Below are 19,874 nucleotides of genomic sequence, written 5' to 3'. Positions count from 1 at the left end.
AATCTCCTCTGAAGGTCATGACATGAGCAGCGCAAAACAAGTCATCGTCATCGGCGCCGGCATCCTCGGCGCATCGATCGCCTGGCATCTGGCGAAGGCCGGAGCGCGGGTGACGGTCGTCTCGACAAGCGGCGCCGGCGGCGTCGCGACGCCCAACTCCTTCGCCTGGATCAACGCAAGCTGGGGCAATCCGGAGACCTATTTCCGGCTGCGCATCCGGGCCATGGCCGAATGGAAACGCTTGGCGAATGATCTGCCGGGCCTGCCGCTTGCCTGGTGCGGCGGCCTGTGCTGGGACCTGCCGGCGGACAAGCTCAAAGCCTATGCGGCCGAGCATGCGTCCTGGGGCTACGGCATCGAGCGGGTCGGCCGCGAGCAGGCGGCTCGGATCGAGCCCAACCTGACCGAGCTTCCCGATTTTGCGCTTCATGTCGCCGAGGAAGGCGTGGCCGAGCCGGTGGCGACCGCAAAGGCGCTGCTGGCGGACGCCGAACGGCTCGGCGCGCGGCTTATTACCGGGACTGTCGATAGACTGACTCTATCGGGCGGCAGGCTGAGCGGCGTCGTCGTTGCGGGTGAAACCATCGCCGCCGACGAGGTGGTGATCGCCGCCGGCGCCGGCGCCCCGGCGATCGCCGCGACGGCAGGCGTCCAGTTGCCGATCAAGACGCCGCCCGGTCTGATCGTGCATTCGCGACCCTACAGGAAACTCCTCAACGGCCTGGTGCTGGCCGAGAGGCTGCATATGCGGCAGACGGCCGAGGGCCGGATCATCGCCGGCTCGGATTTTGGCGGCGGCGATCCGGGCGAGAACCCGGAGGCAACCGCGCTTGAGCTTTTCGAAGCGGTGAAAGCGATGCTGCGCGGCGCCGACGGGCTGGAGTACGATTTCCATACGGTCGGCTATCGTCCCACTCCAACCGATGGTTTCCCAATTGTCAGCCGCGCCGACGGCGTAGGCGGCCTCTATGTCGCCGTCACCCATTCCGGCATCACGCTGGCACCCGCCATCGGCCTGTTTGCGGCCTGCGAAATCGTCGATGGCGAGCGCGATCCATTGCTCGCGCCTTATGCGCTGTCGCGCTTCGCTCAGTAGCCCGGCGGCCGGCGAAACCCGTCGGTCAGCGGCGCGATCGCCGCAGCGACGCCGAGCAGTCTCGCCTCCGACCAGCGCTTGCCGACCAGTTGCAGGCCGATGGGCAACCCGTTGCTGTCCTGCCCGCCTGGTATCGCCAGCGCCGGATGGCCGGAATAATTGAAGACCGCGCCATAGGCCGGCAGCATCCAATAGCTCTCGTCCTTGCCGTCGACCTTGAGCGCGCTGCCTGGCTTGCAGTGCGGAAAGGCCGTTGTCATGGCGACCGGGCAAAGCAAGGCATCACAGCTTTCGAAGAACCGCTCCCAAGCAAGGATCGACCGGTCGCGGCGAGCGCGCGCCGCGAACCAGCGCGACACCGGCGCAGGCTGTTCCGGCGGTTCCGGGTGCGCTGCCTCCAGCATCATGCCGATCAACTTGCCGCCCTCGGTGAGATCATCATGCAGGTCGAGCTTCGGCAGTTTGGCTTCCTCGACGTGCGCGCCGGCGGAAGCCAGCCTAGCAGCCAATCTCTCGACCGCGGCGCCGATCTCGGCGGCCACCGGAAAGCCGCGGAAGGTGCCGGCGAAGGCGATGCGCAGCGATTTCAGCTCGAGCGTCGATATGGGATCAACGGGCACCGGCGCCAGATCGGTATCGCCGCCGTCCGGACCGGCAATGATCCGGTAAATCAGCGCCAGGTCCTCCAGATTGCGAGCAATCGGCCCGACACAGGACATCAAGCGGACGCTGCGCGGAATGCCGCCCGGGTCGGGAAAAGCGCCGGCCAGCGAGACGCGATGCTCGGTCGGCTTCAGGCCGTGGACGCCGCAAAAGGCGGCGGGCAAGCGGATGGAACTCTGCATGTCGGTGCCGACCTCGAAGGGCGTCATGCCCGCAGCAACCGCAGCGGCGGCGCCGCCGCTGGAGCCGCCCGCTGTGCGCGACGGATCCCAAGGGTTGCAGGTGCGGCCGAACAGCGGATTGTCAGACTGCCAGTCGCCCAGCATGGTGGCGACATTGGTTTTGCCGACCAGCACGCCGCCGGCTCTCTTTAGCCTAGCAACCACAGGGCTGTCCTGCTTGGGAACGTAGTCGGCAAATGGCGGGAAGCCGACCGTCGTCTTCATGCCAGCGGTCTCGTGCGCATCCTTCAGCGTGAACGGCACGCCGTGCAGCGGGCCGAGCGCGGCGCTGCGGGCGAGTGCCACATCGGCTTCTCGGGCACGCTGAAGCGCACCTTCCCGGTCGAGGAGGATGACGGCGTTCAGTGCTTCGTTATGTCGGTCGATCTGCGCCAGATGCGCATCGAGCGCCTCCACGGCCGAGATTCTCCGCCGGGCAATTGCTGCCGCGAGTTCGGTAGTCGAGGAAAATCCGATGTCCATTGTGCTGCACTCCGGCTGCTTGCCGCGCTGCGCCTTGAACATGGCGGATGAGACCGCGGCTTCAAGCCGAATTCAGCATTGTTAGGACAGCGGTGCTTGATCGAAATTGCGCCCACCTGTGGTCAGGGCGGCGCTGTCCCGCGACCTTCGCTACGTTTGGAGCTAGACGGCCAACGCGAACTTAGCAACGGTCGGCGCGAACGGCCGGATGTTTGTGCCGTCCCTTGTCATGGTGACAAAGCTCGACGGCGGAATCGCCTGCCATTCGCCGCCGTCGCGGTCGAACGGTTCGGAGACGATGCAGCGGCCGGCGCGGCTCGCGAATGCGCCGGTATAGAGCGTTGGCGCCTGGCCGTCGGTGGCGTAGCGCACGGCGTAGAGCGCCTCGCCATCGGAAAATGCCGCTGTCAGCTTCAGGGAGGGTTCGAGACCGGCGTGGCGCGAAGCCTCGAGAACGCGGCTGGTGGCGCGGGCTACCGCGCCTTGCGGGTCGGCGGACAGGCCTTCGTCGAGCATCAGCAGGAAGAAGAGTTCGGAATCAGTCGTCCCTTCGCGCTGGTCGAAGACAGCATCCGACAGCGAATTCTCAAGCGCGCGGCGGATCTTCTCGAAGCCGCCGATCTGGCCGTTATGCATGAACGACCAGCGGCTGGAGACGAAGGGATGGCAGTTCATGCGGCTGGTCGCGCCGCCGGTGGAGGCGCGCACATGAGCGAGGAACAGGCCTGATTTGATCTGCCGGCAGAGGCTTTTCAGATTGGGGTCCGACCAGGCCGGCAGGATATCGCGGTAAAGGCCGGGCTCGGGACGGTCGCCATACCAGGCGAGGCCAAAACCGTCGCCATTGGTCGGCGACTTGGCCTCCTGGGCGCAGTGGCTCTGGGCAATCAGCGAGTGGCAGGGCGCGGTGACGATGTCTTCGAGGAAGACCGCTTCACCGAGATAGGCCGCCCACCGGCACATCGCATTCCACCATTTATCAGGCGCGATCCATCAGAGCCTGAGGCTCCTTCACCGCGTGTGAGCCTCTGTTGTTCGTGCGCTCATAGAGCTCACGGACGATTCGGCTGGCGGTAGTCTCGAACAGAAATGGCAAGAAAGCGTGAACGAGGGCGGCGCCCGCGGCCATCGACAGGCGGGAGCAGAACCAGGCGGCGAAGGCCATGTGGCCGAAATAGGTTTCGCCAACCTTGGCCGGGTGAGACGTAAAGAGCGCCGAAAACCGCGTCGTCATGGTGATCCCTTCTGCCGGGATGAGCCCCGGTATTGAGTATCCTGCCACGAGTTGAGGGTTCATCGATCCCAAATTGTCCTTGTGTCTAGCCCTATTTTGGGACATTTATCCCAAGAATGGCATATGATATCGACGAAACTGATCGGAGATTGCTGGCCGAACTGCAGCGCGACGGCACGCTTTCCGTCGACCAGTTGTCGGAGCGCGTGGCCTTGTCCCGCAACGCCTGCTGGCGGCGCGTGAAGCGGCTGGAGGAGGAGGGCGTCATTACCGGGCGCGTGGCGCTGGTCGATGCCGACAAGCTTGGACTCGGGCTTTCGGTGTTCATCCTGATCCGCACGTCGAACCACGACCCGGACTGGCTGCAAAAGTTCCGGGCGGCGGTGACGGGCTTTGCCGAGATCACCGGCGTCTACCGCATGTCGGGCGACCTCGACTATGTGCTGAGAGCCCGCGTCGCCGACGTGAAAGCCTATGACAGGCTCTATCAGCGGCTGATCGCCAAGGTGCCGCTGTCGGACGTCTCCGCTTCCTTCGTCATGGAGGAGATCAAGGAGACGACCGTCGTTCCGGTGGAGTTGCGCTGACGCGGAACCGCATTGAAAGAAAGGCGTTGATAGCGTCGCGGCCGGGTTGACCGAATCGGCAGCCGCGCCGATAGGAATGGGCTCATGCGCACGGCTGTCTATCCTTCCTCCGTCATCGGCCCCACCGTCGGTTTCGTCAGGCTTCCGCATGGCGAGGGCTTGCCGCTGCCGACCTATGAAAGCGCGGGCGCGGCCGGGATGGACCTGCGAGCCGCGGTGCCGGAAGACCGGCCGCTGCTTATCCTGCCCGGAAAACGCGCGCTGGTGCCGAGCGGGCTGATCGTGGAAATCCCGGAAGGCATGGAAGGCCAGGTGCGGCCGCGCTCCGGCCTCGCCTTCAAACATGGGCTGACCGTGCTCAACACGCCCGGCACCATCGACAGCGATTACCGCGGCGAGGTGAAAGTGCTGCTCGTCAATCTTGGCGATGAGGACTTCGCGGTGACGCGCGGCATGCGGATCGCGCAGATCGTGTTTGCGGCAGTCACGCAGGTGGCCAGCGAAGAACGGGCGCTCGCCGGCGGCACGGCGCGCGGCGCCGGCGGTTTCGGATCGACCGGCACCGCCTAAATGCAAGTCCCAAAACTGGTCATCTTCGATTGCGACGGGGTTCTGGTCGACACCGAGAACCTTGCCAATCGGCGCCTCGCCGACTGGCTTTGTGAAGCGGGCTTTCAAACCACATTCGAATATTGCCGCAAGACCTTCTCGGGCCGCAGCATGGCCTCGGTGCAGAAAGAGATCGAAGAGGCGACCGAGGCCCGGCTCGGCGCCGACTTCGTCGAACGCTGGAACGCCGGCCTGCCGGATCTATTCGCGCATGGCGTCGAGGCGATCCCTCACGTGCGCGATTTCATCGAAAAGGTGCGCGCCGCCGGTATTGCCTATTGCGTCGCCTCGTCGGCGCGGGTTTCGAAGATGCATATCACGCTCGGGCAGACCGGCTTGTTGCCGCTGTTCGAGCACGCCATGTTTTCCTCGACCATGGTCGGGCGCGGCAAGCCGTTCCCGGACCTTTTCCTGCATGCGGCAAAGACGATGGGCTTCGCGCCGGCCGACTGCATCGTCATCGAGGACAGCGTCGCCGGCACTCAGGCCGGCATTGCCGCCGGCATGCGCGTGTTTTCCTATCACGCCGATCCATTCTCGGACCGCGACGGGCTGGCGGAAGCCGGCGGCGTCCTGTTCGACGACATGCGCGACCTCGCAGGACTGTTGCCGATCCTTTGATCGGACACTGGAGCGATTCCGCTTTCGTCGAATTGCCGACCCGCTCCAGCTACTTGTTTTTACGCAATTCCGGACGGAAAACTGTTTCACATTCTTCCTGGAATTGCTCCGGGCTGTTCGGCGAAATCTTCCGTGCTAGCGTGCAGCCGTCAAACAGCCGGCGGCTCCCACCCCATGAAATCCACCCTGCTTCGCCTCGCCCTCGCTCTTGTGCTTCTGTCATGGCTTTGGGGCCCGGCGAGCGCGGAGAATGTCAGCTTTCCGGACTTTGCCAGCGCCATCCCGGGCCACAAGGACGTCACCTATCTCGACCTCGCCAGGATGGTCATCCCCGATCTGGCGTTGAACGCCGACGGCTTCTACCGCGGCGGCTTGCCGATCGAAATGCGCCACGTCGCCGGTCCGGACAGCGGTGGCTCGCCGCCTGAAACGTCAAGCCTGCCCAATGCTGCGGTGCTTGCCATAAAGGCCGGCGGCAAGGACCGGCTGACCATGCTGTTCGATCTCGGCGACTCTCCCGACAGCGCCGAGGGCTATGCGATGCTGGCGCTCTACGATCTGACCGGCGGCAAGCCGGCGCTGCTCGACGCGGTCAATGTCGCCGTCGATCGCAGCACCTATTTTCGCGAACCGAACAAACTGTCGGTCGGCGCCGGTGACGATATCCTCATCACCATGAGCACGCATTTCAATTCGAGCCAGGGCTATGTGATCACGCCGTTGATCATGGTGCGCAACGACAAGTTCGAACTGATCGACATGATCTACACGTTCGATGAAAGGCTATGCACCTACAGCCGCAAGCAGGACATCGCTTTTAAGGCCGTTGCCGACGGCCGGGCGCATGCAGCCATCAAGGTGACGGTGACCGACGCCACGATACCAAGCGGCGAAAGCTGCGACGATGAGGCGCCCGAGGCGTCCTCGAAGGACATTTCAGCCATCTATCATTGGGATAAGAAAACGTCGCGCTACGTGGCGGGTTCAGACGCCCTCAAAAGGTTGTCAGCAGAGAACGAGAAACGCTTCTGAGCCGAGCGCATTCGTTTGCCCGAGCGGGGCGACCGCGATAAATTCCCCGCACGACCCATGATTGAGGACCCGCCATGGACAAGGGCAAGATTTTTCGCGATCTGCACGCCTCGACCTTCGTCATGCCCAATCCCTGGGATGTCGGCACGACCAAGCTTTTGGCTTCCTTCGGCTTCAAGGCGCTGGCCACGACCAGCGCCGGCTTCGCCTTCTCGCGCGGCCTGCCCGACGGCGCCGTGACGTTCGAGGCCATGATCCACCATTGCCGCGAAGTGACGGCGGCAACCGATCTGCCGGTTTCGGCCGATCTCGAGCGCGGCAAGGGCGACAGCGCCGAGCAGGCCGCAGAAACCATCTTCGCGGCGGAAGCCGCCGGCCTTGCCGGTTGCTCGATCGAGGACCATACCGGCGACCCAGAGAATCCGATCTACGAGTTCTCGCATGCAGTCGAACGCGTCGCCGCGGCCGCCGAGGCGGCGCGCGCCTTGAAGCACGATTTCGTCTTCACCGCGCGGGCCGAGAATTTCCTTTGGGGCAAGACCGATCTCGACGACACGATCAAGCGTCTGCAGGCTTTCGAGAAAGCCGGCGCCGACGTGCTCTACGCGCCGGGCCTGAGCGACATCGACACCGTGCAGACGGTCTGCTCCGCGGTCAGCAAGCCGGTCAACGTCATGGCGCGGCCCGGCTTCACCGTGGCCGACCTTGCCGCGGCCGGGGTCAAACGCGTCTCGCTCGGGCCATGGCTGACGAATTTCGCCTTTGGCATGCTGGAAACCGCTGCGCGGGAAATCCAGCAGGACGGCACCTTCGGCTTCACCCGTTCGGCGATGCCGTTCGGCAAGCTGCAGGCGCTGTTCCGCGGGGGCGGTACCGAGCAGGATTAGGGCGTTCAGCGTTTCACGGAAACACCGAACCGCTCTATCCCCTTGTTGCGCATTTCCGGACGAAAAACCGCTACGCGCTTTTCCTGAAATTGCGCTGGACCGGGTCCCGCGCCGAAACCGCCTTGTGCAGATGCACCATCATGGCGGCGGCAAAGAGCGGGGTCAAAAGGTTGAGCAGCGGCACGGCAAGGAAGACCGCGATCAGCAGTCCGGCCAGGAATACCGTGCCCGCATACTTCCGGCGCAGCGCCTTGGCTTCGGCCTCGGGGCGGAAGCGCATGGCGGCGAACTCGAAGAATTCGCGGCCCAGCAGATAGCCGTTGACGATGAAGAAGGCGGCGAGGTTGATGCCCGGCACCAGGAGCAGCAGCAGGGCGACGATGTTGCCGAGGATCACGACGCCAAAGAATTTTATCGCCAGCGCCATCGACTGCAGCACCGGCACGGCGCGGCCGGGCAGATCGCCGGGATAGTCGGTGCGCTCGACCACCTCGGCGATATCGTCGAGGAACAACCCTGCGACGATCGCCGTCACGGGTGCCACGAGCAGCGCCATGCCCATTGCCAACAGGATGCCGGCGATGATGCCGCTCAGCCATCCTGCCCAGGACGGCAGGCCGGGTACAAATGTCTGCAGCCACGGCCATGCCAGCCATTCGAGCAGGCTCTCGATGCCGAACCACAGCGCCACCAAGGCGAGCAGCGTCAGGCCCAGCGTCTTCAGGAAGACGGAGCGGAATTCAGGTGAGAACAGCCGGCTGGCGGCAGCGCGGGCGGCGTCGAGGATCACGGCAGGTCCAAGCCCTTACAGAGGAGCGACGATCCCGAGATAGGCGGGCTTGCTAAGCGGCGCAACTAAGCGCGTCGCGTCGACGCGCCTTAGGTTTTGTCTCGATGCATGTCGTTCTCCCAAAACCGCCATGCACTTTTGGGCGACATGCATTATTGCGCAAGCTTGGCCTGTCTGGCCGGAATGGTCATCGCCGCGACGCCAACGACGACGAAGCCCATGCCGAACCAGGCGCTCGGCCCGAGGCTTTCGCCCAGAAAGACGGCGCCGATGCCGACGCCGATCGGCACGCGCAGATAGGCCTGCGAGGTGGTGCCGACCGAGCCCAGCGTGTGGATGAGCCGGAAGAAGATCGAAAAGGCGAGCGCGGTGGAGAAGACCGAAAGCCCGAAGAGCGCCAGAATCGACGCCGTCGACGGCGTCAACGTCCAGGGTCGGTCGAAGACGAGGCTCAAGGGAATCAGGATCACGGCGCCGCAGATCATCGAGCCGGCGGCCGGCACCATCGGGTCGAGCCCTCTGAAATTGCGGCCGAAAATGGCGGCGCCGGCATAGCAGACGGTGGCGGCGACGACCGCAAGCTGCGCCCAGAGCTGATGGCCGATGCCGCCCAGCGCCTCGGTGCCGACGATGAGGCAAATGCCGGCGATGCCGGCGCCGACGCCGACCAGCTTGCGCAATGTCACCGGCTCGTGGCGGGTGATCAGCGCCGTCAGCAGAAAGGTGAAGATCGGCGACGTGGCGTTGAGGATCGTGGCAAGGCCGGCGTCGATCGAACGTTCGGCGGCGGCGATCAGCGTGAACGGGATGACGCTGTTGAGGCAGGCCTGGAACATGAAGCGGCGCCACATGACCACGCCCGGCGGCATGACAAGGCCGCGCCAGCGGATGAGGCCAAGCAGAATGCCGCCGGCGATCAGCGTGCGCCCGGCGATGAAGGTCACCGGCGGGATCGTCTCGACGCCGATCTTGATGAAGGTATAGGAGGCACCCCACAGCGCCGCCAGCAGGCCAAGCAGCGCCAGCTCGGTCGTCATCTCGGTCTTATCGGACATGGTCGTTTCGCGCCTTCAGCCTGTTTCGACGGTCCGCTCTAGCTCACACCACGGCTTAGATGTTTCGATGACGCTCCAACCATAGCCGCCGTCGCCTCTAACGATATGGTCCAGTTCGGCGCGACGGCTGCCGCAGCAACCGACCGAAAGTCGGCGAAGCGGAAACCGGTGCCGATTTTCGGGGTAGGCAAAGCGGCTGCGAGCCGCTAGACCCGCGCGCGGCCGGCGTGGCAGAAAGCCGGACAATCGTTGGCGGAGACATTGATGCCGGAATATGACGCGCTTTGCATCGGCAATGCCATTGTCGACATCATCGCGCAATGCGACGAGGCCTTTCTGGAAACCAACGGCATCATCAAGGGCGCGATGAACCTCATCGACACCAGGCGCGCCGAGCTGCTCTACAGCCGCATGGGACCGGCGATCGAAGCTTCAGGCGGTAGCGCCGGCAACACGGCGGCGGGCGTGGCGAGCTTCGGCGGCCGCGCCGCCTTTTTCGGCAAGGTGTCGAACGATGCGCTCGGCGACATCTACAGCCATGATATCCGCGCCCAGGGCGTGGCCTTCGACACCAAGCCACTGCAAGGCGAGCCGCCGACGGCTCGCTCGATGATCTTCGTCACGCCGGACGGCGAGCGCTCGATGAACACCTATCTCGGCGCCTGCGTCGAGCTGGGGCCGGAGGACGTCGAGGCCGACAAGGCGGCCGGCGCCAAGGTCACCTATTTCGAGGGTTATCTGTGGGATCCGCCGCGCGCCAAGGAAGCGATCCGGCAGACCGCGAGGCTGGCGCATGCGGCGGGGCGCGAAGTGTCGATGACGCTGTCGGATTCCTTCTGTGTCGACCGCTACCGCGACGAGTTCCTCGATCTGATGCGCTCCGGCACGGTCGACATCGTCTTCGCCAACAGCCACGAGATCAAGTCGCTCTACCAGACCGCTTCCTTCGAGGACGCGCTGGCGGCGATACGCAAGGATTGCAAGATCGCCGCCGTCACTCGCTCGGAAAAGGGCTCGGTGATCGTGCGCGGCGACGAGACCGTCACTATCCGCGCGACCACGATCAAGGAACTGGTCGACACGACCGGCGCGGGCGACCTCTATGCCGCCGGTTTCCTCTATGGATACACGACCGGACGCAGCCTCCAGGATTGCGGCGACCTCGGCTCGCTTGCGGCCGGGCTGGTGATCCAGCAGATCGGTCCGCGGCCGCGCCAGAATCTGCGCCGCGAAGCGGAACAGGCGGGCCTGCTTTAGTTCCGCTGCGTCATCCCGGTCGGGTGCCAAATGAACCCGTCTGTCGCGCCGCTGTCATAGATCGCTCCTAGAGGCACATTGGGCGTTCCGCGACTGACATTTCGGGACGCCCGCAGCAGTTGGGGTGTCAAAAATGCAAGACAGCAACCTTCACGGTCGCTGCGTCCGTCACCATTGCGATTGCCGCTTTCCGCTGTAGCCGTTCAAGACGGCACAGTTTGGGAGGAGCGCGCGGCGCGCAAGACAGATGCATGACCAGATTTCAGAATCCGCCTGAAGGAATTTCGCAAGACGCCTTGGCCGGACTTGTGGCCGAGGCTGTGCGACAGGCTTTGATTCAGCATGGCGTCCTAATGGACGCGGAGTCGCTGATCTGCGCCGCCGCGATGGCCGGCGGTGTTGCCGCCGCCCTTCCGTTCCTGCCGCAGGCGCAGCGGCTTGCCATCACCTCCTTCAAGGGCAGTTGGACCGGGCTCGCCTCCGAATTCTTCCGCGCGATGGCGGAGAAGATCGCGCGCGCCGAGCTGCGCGACGCAGGCAGCAGGGACGAAAATCCGAAGATCGGGGCCGGCAAGCCCATCGCCCGGCCCTTTGCCGAGCTGGTCTCCGAGCTGCAGTCGATGCTGATAGAAGACTGGGCCGGCGAGGTCGCAGGTTCGACCTATCTGGAAGAGAAGTTCCGCATACCTCGCTCGACGCTGCACCGCTGGCAAAGGCGCGGTGAGGTCGTCGCGCTGCGCAAAGGCGGCCGCAAGCATGTCTTCCCGCTCGCCCAGTTCGTCGACGGCAGGCCGGCCCCGGGTATAGGCGAGGTGTTGGCAGCCATCACCAATCCGAGGCTGGCTTGGTTCTGGCTGACCCGGCCTTCCCCCGAGCTCGATGGCCGCACCCCCATCGAAATGCTGCGCGAGGACATGATCGAGGATGTGGTTCGCGTCGCGCGCAACCTGTCCTGATCCCCCATTTTCACGGATGCTGGTCCACGTTTTTGTGCGCCGCCTCAAGAGTCATTAGGCGGTTATACATTTGTCATAAAACCGTAATAAATGGCACATATGGGACATTTCAAAGTCAAAAATATCGTCTCTAACGTATATATTGTGCAATATGTGCCATTCTTTCAAATATGTGACGTGATATTTGCGCAACAAGACTTCCGTAAGAGTCCAAAAGGCGTTTTTCAGACACAATCTCTGTTGTTAACGACAGCCAGTTAGGTCATGTCGAGGGCGAAGAAGCGGCGCCGGTGCGCGACTTTTTCAACGATGGGGACAGGGGCAGCGGAGCCTGTGGGGTCATACGCAAACCTGTCTTGAACCTTTGACTGGAGATTCAAGAAAATGAACATCAAGAGCCTTCTACTGGGCTCCGCTGCGGCCCTGGTCGCAGTTTCGGGCGCCCGCGCCGCCGACGCGGTCACCGTCGCCGAGCCGGAACCGGCCGAATACGTCAAGATCTGCGACGTCTACGGCGCGGGTTACTTCTACATCCCCGGCACCGAGACCTGCCTGCGCATCGGAGGCTACGTCCGCTACGACATCGGCGTCGGCGATGTCGGTTCCCTCGACGGTGTCAACCATGTGCCAGACCATCAGGACGCCGGCGGCACGCATTCGAGTTTCTATAAGAACACCCGCTTCACGCTGAAGACCTGGACCGGTCAGGAAACCGAACTCGGTACCCTCAAGACCTACACCGAGACCCGCTTCAATTACGGCAACAGCAACGGCGACTTTCTCAATCAGAACGCTTCAAATGCGGACGATTGGCAGGGCCGTAACAAAGCGCTCTCGCTGCGCTTCGCCTGGATCCAGCTCGGTGGTCTCCGCGTCGGTAAGGACGATACGGCTTTCGATACGTTCATCGGTTATGCCGGCGCCGTCATCCAGGATACGCTGGTCCCGTATGGCGGCCAGGAGAGCAACGTCGTTCAGTACTATTTCGATGCAGGCAACGGCTTCACTGGGTTGGTCTCGCTCGAAGAAGGCGCTGGCAGGGTCGGCACCATCGACAGCTATGTTCCGCATGTCGTCGGCGGCGTGAAGTACAAGGGCGACTGGGGTGCGGTCACCGGCGTCGTCGCCTATGACAGCAATTACGAGGAAGTCGCCGGCAAGGTTCGCTTGGACGTCAATGTCAGCAAGGAACTGACGTTGTTCGTCATGGGCGGCTACGGCACCGACGACAACCTCAATGACAATGCCGGCAACGCCATCGATGCCAGCGGTCGCGGCTTCTACAAGCAGTGGGGCGGCAACTGGGCAATCTGGGGCGGTGGCACCTACAAGTTCAACGACAAGACCGCGTTCAACGCCCAGATCTCGTATGACGAATGGAAGAACCTGGGTGTCGCCGCCAACGTTGCCTATACCGTCGTGCCCGGCTTCACGGTCACGGCCGAAGTCGATTACCTCAACGCTGGCAAATTCGGCGACGCCGACTTCAACGATTGGACCAAGGCCAACAAAAAGAGCAGCCTCGGCGGTATCCTCCGCTTCCAGCGCTCGTTCTGATCGGACCTCCCAACCTACTGAAAAGGCCCGCGGCGTCCGCCGCGGGCCTTTTTGCCTTCGGGTCGGCGAAGGTCCCGTGCAAATCGCGCCTTAAAGCGTGTCGCGCTGAAACGGATTCAGACGACGCGCTTCAAGTCCTTTGATTTGATGCATGTCGTTGTCCCAGAACCGAGCATACTGCTGGGCGACATGCATTAGTTCCCCGCCGTATAGGCCGCGATCGCCGCCATGTTGACGATGTCTGAGTCCTTGGCGTTGAGCGAGACGATCTGCACCGGCTTGTTCAGACCGACCAGCAGCGGGCCGATGACGGTCGAGCCGCCGAGTTCCTGCAGCATCTTGGTCGAGATCGAGGCCGAGTGGAAGGCGGGCATCACCAGCACATTGGCCGAACCGGTCAGCCTGATGAACGGGTACTGCGCCATGGCGCGCGGGTTCAGCGCCACGTCGGCGGCCATCTCGCCGTCATATTCGAAGTCGACGCGGCGCTTATCGAGGATGCGCACCGCTTCCTGCACGCGCTCGGAGCGCTCGCCCTGCGGATGACCGAAAGTGGAGTAGGCGAGCATCGCAATCCTCGGCTCGTAGCCCATGCGGCGGGCAAACCCGGCCGCCTCCTCGGCGATGTCGGCGATCTGCTCGGCATTCGGCATGTCGTGCACCGCGGTGTCGGCAACCAGCACGGTGCGGCCCCTTGCCAGCACGATCGAGACGCCGATCACGCGGTGGCCTGGCTTGGCGTCGATGACGCGGCGCACGTCGTCGAGCGCGGTGGAATAGTTGCGGGTCACGCCGGTAACGATGCCGTCGGCGTCGCCCAGCGCCACCATGCAGGCGGCGAAATGGTTGCGGTCGTTGTTGATCAGGCGCTGACAGTCGCGGAACAGGTAGCCTTTGCGCTGCATACGTTCGTAGAGATAGTCGGTGTAGATCCCATTGCGGCGCGACAGCCTGGCATTGATGATCTCGAGGCCTTGTTTGTTGAGCTCGATGCCGGCGTTGCGGGCATTCTCCTTGATGACGTCGTCGCGGCCGAGCAGGATCGCCGTGCCCAGCCTCTGGTTCACGTAGGAGACGGCGGCGCGCATCACCTGCTCCTCCTCGCCTTCGGCGAAGACGATGCGCTTGGGCTGGCGGCGGACGCGGTCGTAGATGCGCTGCAAGGTCGAGGCGATCGGATCGCGGCGGGCGGAGAGCTCATGCGCGTAGCGGTCGAGATCGAGGATCGGCTTGCGGGCGACGCCGGACTCCATCGCGGCCTTGGCCACGGCAAGCGGGATCGCCGAGATCAGGCGCGGATCGAACGGCACCGGGATGATGTAGTTGGGGCCGAATTTCGGCCGGTTGCCCTGATAGGCGGCGGCGACGTCGTCGGGCACGTCCTGGCGCGCCAGCTCGGCCAGGGCGCGTGCGGCGGCGATCTTCATCTCGTCATTGATGGTGGTCGCCCTGACATCCAGCGCGCCGCGGAAGATGTAAGGGAAACCCAGCACATTGTTGACCTGGTTCGGGTAATCCGAGCGGCCGGTCGCCATGATGGCGTCGGTGCGGATCTCGCCGACTTCCTCGGGCGTGATCTCCGGATCCGGATTGGCCATGGCGAAGATGATCGGGTTCTTGGCCATCGACTGCACCATGGCGGGGGTCAGCGCGCCCTTGGCCGAGAGCCCGAGGAAAACGTCGCAGCCGTCAAGCGCCTCGGCGAGCGAGCGCGCCTCGGTCTTGACCGCATGCGCCGACTTCCACTGGTTCATGCCTTCGGTGCGGCCCTGGAAGACCACGCCCTTGGTGTCGCACAGGATGATATTTTCCGGCGAAAAACCCATCGCCTTCATCAATTCGATACAGGCGATGCCCGCTGCGCCCGCGCCGTTGCAGACCATTTTCGCGGTCTTCATGTCTCGGCCGGTGATCTCCAGCGCGTTGATGAGCCCGGCGGCCGAGATGATGGCGGTGCCGTGCTGGTCGTCGTGGAAGACGGGGATGTCCATCAGCTCGCGGAGCCGCTGCTCGATGATGAAGCATTCCGGCGCCTTGATGTCCTCGAGATTGATGCCGCCGAAGGAAGGTCCGAGGAAGCGCACGCAGTTGATGAATTCGTCGGCGTCCTCGGTCGCCACTTCGAGGTCGATCGAATCGACATCGGCGAAGCGCTTGAACAGCACCGACTTGCCTTCCATGACCGGCTTCGAGGCCAGGGCGCCGAGATTGCCAAGACCGAGGATTGCGGTGCCGTTGGAGATGACGGCGACCATGTTGCCGCGCGTCGTGTAGTCGAAGGCGCGGCTTGGATCCTCCGCGATTGCGCGCACAGGAACGGCGACGCCCGGCGAATAGGCGAGGCTCAGATCGCGTTGCGTCGCCATCGGCTTGGTGGCGACGATCTCCAGCTTGCCCGGCCGACCCATGGCGTGGAATTCGAGCGCCTCCTGCGCGCTGACGGAGGGCCCGCTGCTTTCGGTTTTCCTGGCCATGATGCTTTTGATTTCCTCGCCTGTGCGGCACCGCTTGGGACGGCTGCTTGCTTATGGTTCCCACCGATTAAGGCTACACGCGGCGACTGTAAACCGACAAGCCGGGCGAAGCTGCTTCAACGCAGAAGGCCGGCAATGCGGCGGACCGATTGACGGCGAGGTGGCAGCATGGCTCGCGCTTTCCCCTGCTTTTCGAGCCTCCGGCATTAAACCGCCCTGCCACATCTGCTAGCGTTCGGGCATGAACATGCACATGCCGACCGATACCGACGCCCAGGAAACGACGACGCCGGCGCCCACCATGGGCGGCGTCACGCCGATGATGGAGCAGTATATCGAGATCAAGGCGGCGAACCCGGATTCGCTTCTGTTCTACCGCATGGGCGATTTCTACGAGCTGTTCTTCGACGACGCCGAAAAGGCGAGCCAGGCGCTCGGCATCGTGCTCACGCGGCGCGGCAAGCACCAGGGCCACGACATCCCGATGTGCGGCGTGCCGGTGCATGCGGCGGACGATTATCTGCAGAAGCTGATCGCGCAGGGCTTCCGCGTTGCCGTGTGCGAGCAGATCGAGGACCCGGCGGAAGCCAAGAAGCGTGGCTCGAAATCGGTGGTGCGCCGCGACGTGGTGCGGCTGGTCACGCCGGGCACCATCACCGAGGACAAGCTGCTTGCACCCTCGGAGTCGAGCTTCCTGATGGCGCTGGGGCGAGTGAAGGGCGGCAATGCAGCCAGCCAAGGCAGTTTCGCGCTTGCCTGGATCGACATCTCGACGGGCGCGTTTCGGGTGGCTGAAACCTCGGCCGAACGGCTGCTTGCCGACATTTTCCGCGTCGATCCGCGCGAGCTGATCGTCGCCGAGCCGGTGTTCCATGACGCGGAGCTGCGGCCGGTCTTCGACGTGCTCGGCCGGGTCGCCAACCCGCAGCCGCCATCGCTGTTCGATTCGGCGTCGGCCACGGGTCGCATCGCCCGCTTCTTCGAGGTGGCGACCCCGGACAGTTTCGGCACTTTTTCGCGTGCCGAGCTGTCGGCGATCTCGGGCGCCATCGCCTATGTCGAGAAGACGCAGAAGGCCGAACGGCCGCCGCTGTCGCGGCCCGAGCGCGAGGAGAACGGCTCGACGCTTTTCATCGACCCTGCGACGCGCGCCAATCTGGAACTCCTGCGCACGCTATCCGGCTGCCGCGAAGGCTCGCTGTTCAAGGCGATCGACCGAACCGTGACCGGGGGCGGGGCGAGACTGCTCGCCGACCGGCTGATGGCGCCGCTGACCGACCCGGCATTGATTTCCGCTAGGCTGGATTCGGTGTCGTTCTTTCGCGCCGAAGCGCGGCTTTGCCAGGGATTGCGAACGAGCCTGAAAAGTGTCGCCGACATGCCGAGGGCGCTCACCAGGCTGGCGCTCAACCGCGGCGGCCCGCGCGACCTTGGCGCGCTCAGCGCCGGCTTCGAGGCCGCGGGCGCGATCGCCGCACTGTTTGCGACGACGCCGCTCCCCGCCGAACTCGCCGCGGCGCTCGCGGCGATCCATGGCTTGCCCAAGGCGCTCGCCCGCCATCTCAGCGAGGCGATCGACGACGAATTGCCGCTCATCAGGCGCGACGGCGGCTTCGTGCGATCAGGCTACAATGCCGAACTCGACGAGATGCGGGCGCTGCGCGATGAGTCGCGAAAGGTGATCGCCGGGCTGGAGCGCTCGTTGATCGAAGAGACCGGCATCCGCTCGCTGAAGATCCGGCACAACAATGTGCTCGGCTACTATATCGAGGTGACCGCCAACCATCATTCGATCATGACCGGCAGCGACGCTGCGAAGGCGCGCTTCATCCATCGCCAGACGATGGCCAACGCCATGCGTTTCACAACGACGGAACTGGCGGAGCTGGAATCGAAGATCGCCAATGCCGCCGATAAGGCGCTGAGCATCGAGCTTGCCACCTTCGACCGGCTGACGGCGGAAGTGGTGAGCGAGGCCGACAGCATCCGCGCCGGGGCCGAGGCACTTGCAGTCCTCGACGTATCGTCGGCCTTGGCGCTGCTGTCCGAAAGCGAGGGCTGGTGCCGGCCGGTCGTGGATTCCAGCCTCGCCTTCGAGATTGCCGGCGGCCGCCACCCGGTGGTCGAACAGGCGCTCAGGCGATCAGGCGAAGGTCCGTTCGTCGCCAATGACTGCGACCTCTCGCCTGAAAACGGGGCAAAGGCCGGCGCCATCTGGCTGCTCACCGGCCCGAACATGGGCGGCAAGTCGACCTTCCTGAGGCAGAACGCGCTGATCGCCATCCTTGCCCAGACCGGCTCCTTCGTACCGGCCGAAAGCGCCCATATCGGTGTCGTCGACCGGCTGTTCTCGCGCGTCGGCGCCTCGGACGATCTCGCGCGCGGCCGCTCGACCTTCATGGTCGAGATGGTCGAGACCGCGGCGATCCTAAACCAGGCCGGGGAGCGGGCACTGGTCATCCTTGACGAGATCGGCCGCGGCACCGCGACCTTCGACGGTCTGTCGATCGCCTGGGCGGCGGTCGAATATCTGCATGAGAGGAACCGTTGCCGTGCGATCTTCGCCACGCATTTCCACGAGATGACGGCGCTGGCCGGCAAGCTTTCGCGGCTCTCCAACGTCACCATGCGGGTCAAGGAATGGGAAGGCGATGTCGTCTTCCTGCACGAGGTCGGCAAGGGTGCCGCCGACCGTTCGTACGGCGTGCAGGTGGCTCGGCTCGCCGGACTGCCGGAAGCGGTGGTGGCGCGCGCCAAGCAAGTGCTGCACCAGCTCGAGGAAGGCGAGGTTTCCGGCAAGACCAACCGGCTGGTCGACGATCTGCCGCTGTTTTCGGTGGCGGTGAAGCTCGAAGCGCCGAAGCCGGCGAAGAACGATGTCCTGGGCGAAGCACTGGGGGCGATCAACCCCGACGAAATGACGCCGCGCGAGGCGCTGGAGGCGCTCTACTGGCTTAAGGGGCTGGCGGCGAAATAAGGCTTTCCAGCGTCATTGCGAGCGCGCCTAGATCATCTCCAACCCGCGCTTGCGCGTCGGCGGCGGAAAGGCGCGGTCAAGGTCGGCAAGGTCTTCCGCCGTCAGGACTAGGTCGAGCGCCGCAGCATTCTGGCGGACGTGTTCCTGCCGGCTGGCCTTCGGGATGGCGATGACGCCTTTTTGCGCCATTACCCAGGCAAGCGCGACCTGTGCCGCCGTGGCGTTGTGGCGGGCAGCAACGGCATCGAGCCTGGCGTTGCGCGCGAGCGCGCCCTGCTCGACCGGCGAATAGGCCATCAGCGGGATGCCGCGCTCAAGACTCCAGGGCGCGAGGTCGAATTCCGGACCGCGCCGAGAGAGATTGTAGAGGACTTGGTTGGTCTGGACGTTGGCGCCGGAGGGTAGGCCGACCAATTCCTCCATCTCGTCGGTATCAAAATTGCTGACGCCCCAATGGCGGATCTTGCCGGCCGCCTTCAAGGCCTCGAAGGCTTCGATCGTTTCCGACAGCGGCACGCTGCCCGGCCAGTGCAGCAGATAGAGGTCGATGCGGTCGGTGGCGAGCCGTTTCAGACTGTTCTCGCAGGCCCGCTTGACGCCGGCGCGCGAGGCGTTGGACGGCAGCACCTTGGAAACCAGAAAAGTCTCGTCGCGGCGCCCGGCGATGGCTTCCGCCACCACCTCCTCGGCGCCGCCGCCGGCATACATTTCCGCCGTATCGATAAGCGTGATGCCGAGATCCAGCCCAAGCCTCAGCGCCGCGACCTCATCGGCGCGGCGCCGGCCGTCCTCACCCATCTTCCACGTGCCTTGACCCAGCACCGGAACGGCTTCGCCTGACGGCAGGAAAGTGGTTCTGATTTTAGAAGACATGGCCTGCTCCGCGTGAGGCTGGATCGCAGCACAAGCATGGCCGAAAATCCAGGCCGAAGTCCTCGCCTTCGTCCGGATTTCCGGCGCGGGAAACTAGTTCACCGGATGCTTGGCAAGCCAATCCTGCATTTTTTTGATCTCGGCTTCCTGCGCCTTGACGACGTTCTCGGCGAGGTTGCGGATTTCCGGGTCCTTGCCGTTGGCGATCACCACCTTGGCCATGTCGATGGCTCCCTGGTGATGCGGGATCATGCCGCGGACGAAATCGACGTCGGCATTGCCGGTGTAGTTCAGCATCATGTCCTTGTGCATCCTGTCCATGGCCGCCTTGTAGCCAGCGGTTGCGGGGCTGTCCGCGCCCATGGCCATCCCGGACATGTGGTGCTTCATTTCGTCCGATTGCGCGGGCACGCTTTCGACGAACACCGCGATCAGCATTCCCGCCGCCATCAGCAGCAGCACAATCTTCTTGGCCAAGGTCATCCAATATCTCCTGTTGAAT

18 protein-coding genes are annotated in these 19,874 nt (G+C 64.1%); 10 read left to right on the top strand and 8 right to left on the bottom strand.

From position 1 onward, the window contains the following. Nucleotides 1–22 precede the first annotated feature (22 nt). Complete coding sequence (locus A9K71_RS28090) at nucleotides 23–1,096, top strand: FAD-binding oxidoreductase (protein ID WP_067003566.1); 1,074 nt, start codon at nucleotides 23–25, stop codon at nucleotides 1,094–1,096. On the opposite strand, the gene A9K71_RS28085 is transcribed toward A9K71_RS28090, so the two are convergent. The 3 genes from A9K71_RS28085 to A9K71_RS28075 all read right to left on the bottom strand — a co-directional run bounded on the left by A9K71_RS28085 (nucleotide 1,090) and on the right by A9K71_RS28075 (nucleotide 3,697). After that, the gene (locus tag A9K71_RS28085; RefSeq protein WP_067003743.1) at nucleotides 1,090–2,463 is read right to left on the bottom strand and encodes an amidase; all 1,374 of its coding nucleotides are present in this window, start codon (nucleotides 2,461–2,463) and stop codon (nucleotides 1,090–1,092) included. The genes A9K71_RS28090 and A9K71_RS28085 overlap by 7 nt on opposite strands. A gap of 162 nt (nucleotides 2,464–2,625) precedes the next feature. Next, nucleotides 2,626–3,426 (bottom strand): class II glutamine amidotransferase, encoded by an 801-nt coding sequence (locus tag A9K71_RS28080; protein ID WP_067003564.1) that lies wholly within the window; start codon nucleotides 3,424–3,426, stop codon nucleotides 2,626–2,628. Between the two features lie 16 nt (nucleotides 3,427–3,442). Then, nucleotides 3,443–3,697: a DUF6356 family protein gene (locus tag A9K71_RS28075; protein WP_067003741.1), complete on the bottom strand. Its 255-nt coding sequence runs from the start codon at nucleotides 3,695–3,697 to the stop codon at nucleotides 3,443–3,445. A 116-nt stretch (nucleotides 3,698–3,813) separates the two neighbouring features. Between A9K71_RS28075 and A9K71_RS28070 the strand changes: the two genes are divergently transcribed. The 5 genes from A9K71_RS28070 to A9K71_RS28050 all read left to right on the top strand — a co-directional run bounded on the left by A9K71_RS28070 (nucleotide 3,814) and on the right by A9K71_RS28050 (nucleotide 7,433). Beyond that, nucleotides 3,814–4,284 (top strand): Lrp/AsnC family transcriptional regulator, encoded by a 471-nt coding sequence (locus A9K71_RS28070; protein WP_067003562.1) that lies wholly within the window; start codon nucleotides 3,814–3,816, stop codon nucleotides 4,282–4,284. A gap of 84 nt (nucleotides 4,285–4,368) precedes the next feature. Then, on the top strand, nucleotides 4,369–4,854 hold the full coding sequence (gene dut / locus A9K71_RS28065; RefSeq protein ID WP_067003560.1) for a dUTP diphosphatase: 486 nt from the start codon (nucleotides 4,369–4,371) through the stop codon (nucleotides 4,852–4,854). After that, the gene (locus tag A9K71_RS28060; RefSeq protein ID WP_067003558.1) at nucleotides 4,855–5,514 is read left to right on the top strand and encodes an HAD family phosphatase; all 660 of its coding nucleotides are present in this window, start codon (nucleotides 4,855–4,857) and stop codon (nucleotides 5,512–5,514) included. A 174-nt stretch (nucleotides 5,515–5,688) separates the two neighbouring features. After that, a complete protein-coding gene (locus A9K71_RS28055) occupies nucleotides 5,689–6,546 on the top strand; it encodes a hypothetical protein (protein WP_067003556.1) in 858 nt (285 codons plus the stop codon). 74 nt (nucleotides 6,547–6,620) lie between these two features. After that, nucleotides 6,621–7,433, top strand: a complete 813-nt coding sequence (locus A9K71_RS28050; RefSeq protein ID WP_067003554.1) for an oxaloacetate decarboxylase — start codon at nucleotides 6,621–6,623, stop codon at nucleotides 7,431–7,433. Between the two features lie 70 nt (nucleotides 7,434–7,503). Here the strand turns inward: A9K71_RS28050 and A9K71_RS28045 are convergent, their stop codons facing one another. Together A9K71_RS28045 and A9K71_RS28040 are read right to left on the bottom strand one after the other, a co-directional pair. Continuing rightward, a complete protein-coding gene (locus A9K71_RS28045; RefSeq protein ID WP_067003553.1) occupies nucleotides 7,504–8,223 on the bottom strand; it encodes a sulfate transporter family protein in 720 nt (239 codons plus the stop codon). Between the two features lie 152 nt (nucleotides 8,224–8,375). Then, complete coding sequence (locus A9K71_RS28040; protein WP_067003551.1) at nucleotides 8,376–9,278, bottom strand: EamA family transporter; 903 nt, start codon at nucleotides 9,276–9,278, stop codon at nucleotides 8,376–8,378. Nucleotides 9,279–9,542: 264 nt separating this feature from the next. Between A9K71_RS28040 and A9K71_RS28035 the strand changes: the two genes are divergently transcribed. From A9K71_RS28035 to A9K71_RS28025, 3 genes are all read left to right on the top strand, one after another. Beyond that, nucleotides 9,543–10,535 (top strand): adenosine kinase, encoded by a 993-nt coding sequence (locus tag A9K71_RS28035; protein ID WP_067003549.1) that lies wholly within the window; start codon nucleotides 9,543–9,545, stop codon nucleotides 10,533–10,535. A 353-nt stretch (nucleotides 10,536–10,888) separates the two neighbouring features. Continuing rightward, nucleotides 10,889–11,491 (top strand): antitoxin Xre/MbcA/ParS toxin-binding domain-containing protein, encoded by a 603-nt coding sequence (locus tag A9K71_RS28030; protein WP_348627040.1) that lies wholly within the window; start codon nucleotides 10,889–10,891, stop codon nucleotides 11,489–11,491. 384 nt (nucleotides 11,492–11,875) lie between these two features. Then, the gene (locus A9K71_RS28025) at nucleotides 11,876–13,048 is read left to right on the top strand and encodes a porin (RefSeq protein ID WP_067003545.1); all 1,173 of its coding nucleotides are present in this window, start codon (nucleotides 11,876–11,878) and stop codon (nucleotides 13,046–13,048) included. A 194-nt stretch (nucleotides 13,049–13,242) separates the two neighbouring features. On the opposite strand, the gene A9K71_RS28020 is transcribed toward A9K71_RS28025, so the two are convergent. Beyond that, nucleotides 13,243–15,522 carry an NADP-dependent malic enzyme gene (locus A9K71_RS28020; protein WP_067003543.1) on the bottom strand — a complete coding sequence of 760 codons (2,280 nt, stop codon included), beginning with the start codon at nucleotides 15,520–15,522 and terminating at the stop codon, nucleotides 13,243–13,245. Between the two features lie 253 nt (nucleotides 15,523–15,775). Here A9K71_RS28020 and mutS point away from each other — a divergent pair, with 253 nt between their 5' ends. Next, nucleotides 15,776–18,499, top strand: coding sequence for a DNA mismatch repair protein MutS (mutS, locus tag A9K71_RS28015; protein ID WP_245299810.1), 2,724 nt, complete (start codon nucleotides 15,776–15,778; stop codon nucleotides 18,497–18,499). A gap of 27 nt (nucleotides 18,500–18,526) precedes the next feature. Here mutS and A9K71_RS28010 read toward each other — a convergent pair whose 3' ends face one another. After that, a complete protein-coding gene (locus A9K71_RS28010) occupies nucleotides 18,527–19,372 on the bottom strand; it encodes an aldo/keto reductase (RefSeq protein ID WP_067003540.1) in 846 nt (281 codons plus the stop codon). A 93-nt stretch (nucleotides 19,373–19,465) separates the two neighbouring features. Next, entirely contained in the window at nucleotides 19,466–19,855 is a 390-nt protein-coding gene (locus tag A9K71_RS28005) for a DUF305 domain-containing protein (protein WP_067003538.1), read from the bottom strand. Nucleotides 19,856–19,874: the final 19 nt, after the last annotated feature.

It is taken from the genome of Mesorhizobium sp. WSM3873, from assembly GCF_001672445.1.
Taxonomy (GTDB): Bacteria; Pseudomonadota; Alphaproteobacteria; order Rhizobiales; family Rhizobiaceae; genus Mesorhizobium.
This window is presented reverse-complemented; position numbering and strand designations above follow the sequence as displayed.

Excerpts from the sequence above, each read along its gene's own strand:
- A9K71_RS28090 (WP_067003566.1), top strand. The coding sequence starts at position 23 with ATGAGCAGCGCAAAACAAGTCATCGTCATCGGCGCCGGCATCCTCGGC.
- A9K71_RS28085 (WP_067003743.1), bottom strand. The coding sequence starts at position 2,463 with ATGGACATCGGATTTTCCTCGACTACCGAACTCGCGGCAGCAATTGCC.
- A9K71_RS28080 (WP_067003564.1), bottom strand. The coding sequence starts at position 3,426 with ATGTGCCGGTGGGCGGCCTATCTCGGTGAAGCGGTCTTCCTCGAAGAC.
- A9K71_RS28075 (WP_067003741.1), bottom strand. The coding sequence starts at position 3,697 with ATGACGACGCGGTTTTCGGCGCTCTTTACGTCTCACCCGGCCAAGGTT.
- A9K71_RS28070 (WP_067003562.1), top strand. The coding sequence starts at position 3,814 with ATGGCATATGATATCGACGAAACTGATCGGAGATTGCTGGCCGAACTG.
- dut (WP_067003560.1), top strand. The coding sequence starts at position 4,369 with ATGCGCACGGCTGTCTATCCTTCCTCCGTCATCGGCCCCACCGTCGGT.
- A9K71_RS28060 (WP_067003558.1), top strand. The coding sequence starts at position 4,855 with ATGCAAGTCCCAAAACTGGTCATCTTCGATTGCGACGGGGTTCTGGTC.
- A9K71_RS28055 (WP_067003556.1), top strand. The coding sequence starts at position 5,689 with ATGAAATCCACCCTGCTTCGCCTCGCCCTCGCTCTTGTGCTTCTGTCA.
- A9K71_RS28050 (WP_067003554.1), top strand. The coding sequence starts at position 6,621 with ATGGACAAGGGCAAGATTTTTCGCGATCTGCACGCCTCGACCTTCGTC.
- A9K71_RS28040 (WP_067003551.1), bottom strand. The coding sequence starts at position 9,278 with ATGTCCGATAAGACCGAGATGACGACCGAGCTGGCGCTGCTTGGCCTG.
- A9K71_RS28035 (WP_067003549.1), top strand. The coding sequence starts at position 9,543 with ATGCCGGAATATGACGCGCTTTGCATCGGCAATGCCATTGTCGACATC.
- A9K71_RS28030 (WP_348627040.1), top strand. The coding sequence starts at position 10,889 with ATGGACGCGGAGTCGCTGATCTGCGCCGCCGCGATGGCCGGCGGTGTT.
- A9K71_RS28025 (WP_067003545.1), top strand. The coding sequence starts at position 11,876 with ATGAACATCAAGAGCCTTCTACTGGGCTCCGCTGCGGCCCTGGTCGCA.
- A9K71_RS28020 (WP_067003543.1), bottom strand. The coding sequence starts at position 15,522 with ATGGCCAGGAAAACCGAAAGCAGCGGGCCCTCCGTCAGCGCGCAGGAG.
- mutS (WP_245299810.1), top strand. The coding sequence starts at position 15,776 with ATGCCGACCGATACCGACGCCCAGGAAACGACGACGCCGGCGCCCACC.
- A9K71_RS28010 (WP_067003540.1), bottom strand. The coding sequence starts at position 19,372 with ATGTCTTCTAAAATCAGAACCACTTTCCTGCCGTCAGGCGAAGCCGTT.
- A9K71_RS28005 (WP_067003538.1), bottom strand. The coding sequence starts at position 19,855 with ATGACCTTGGCCAAGAAGATTGTGCTGCTGCTGATGGCGGCGGGAATG.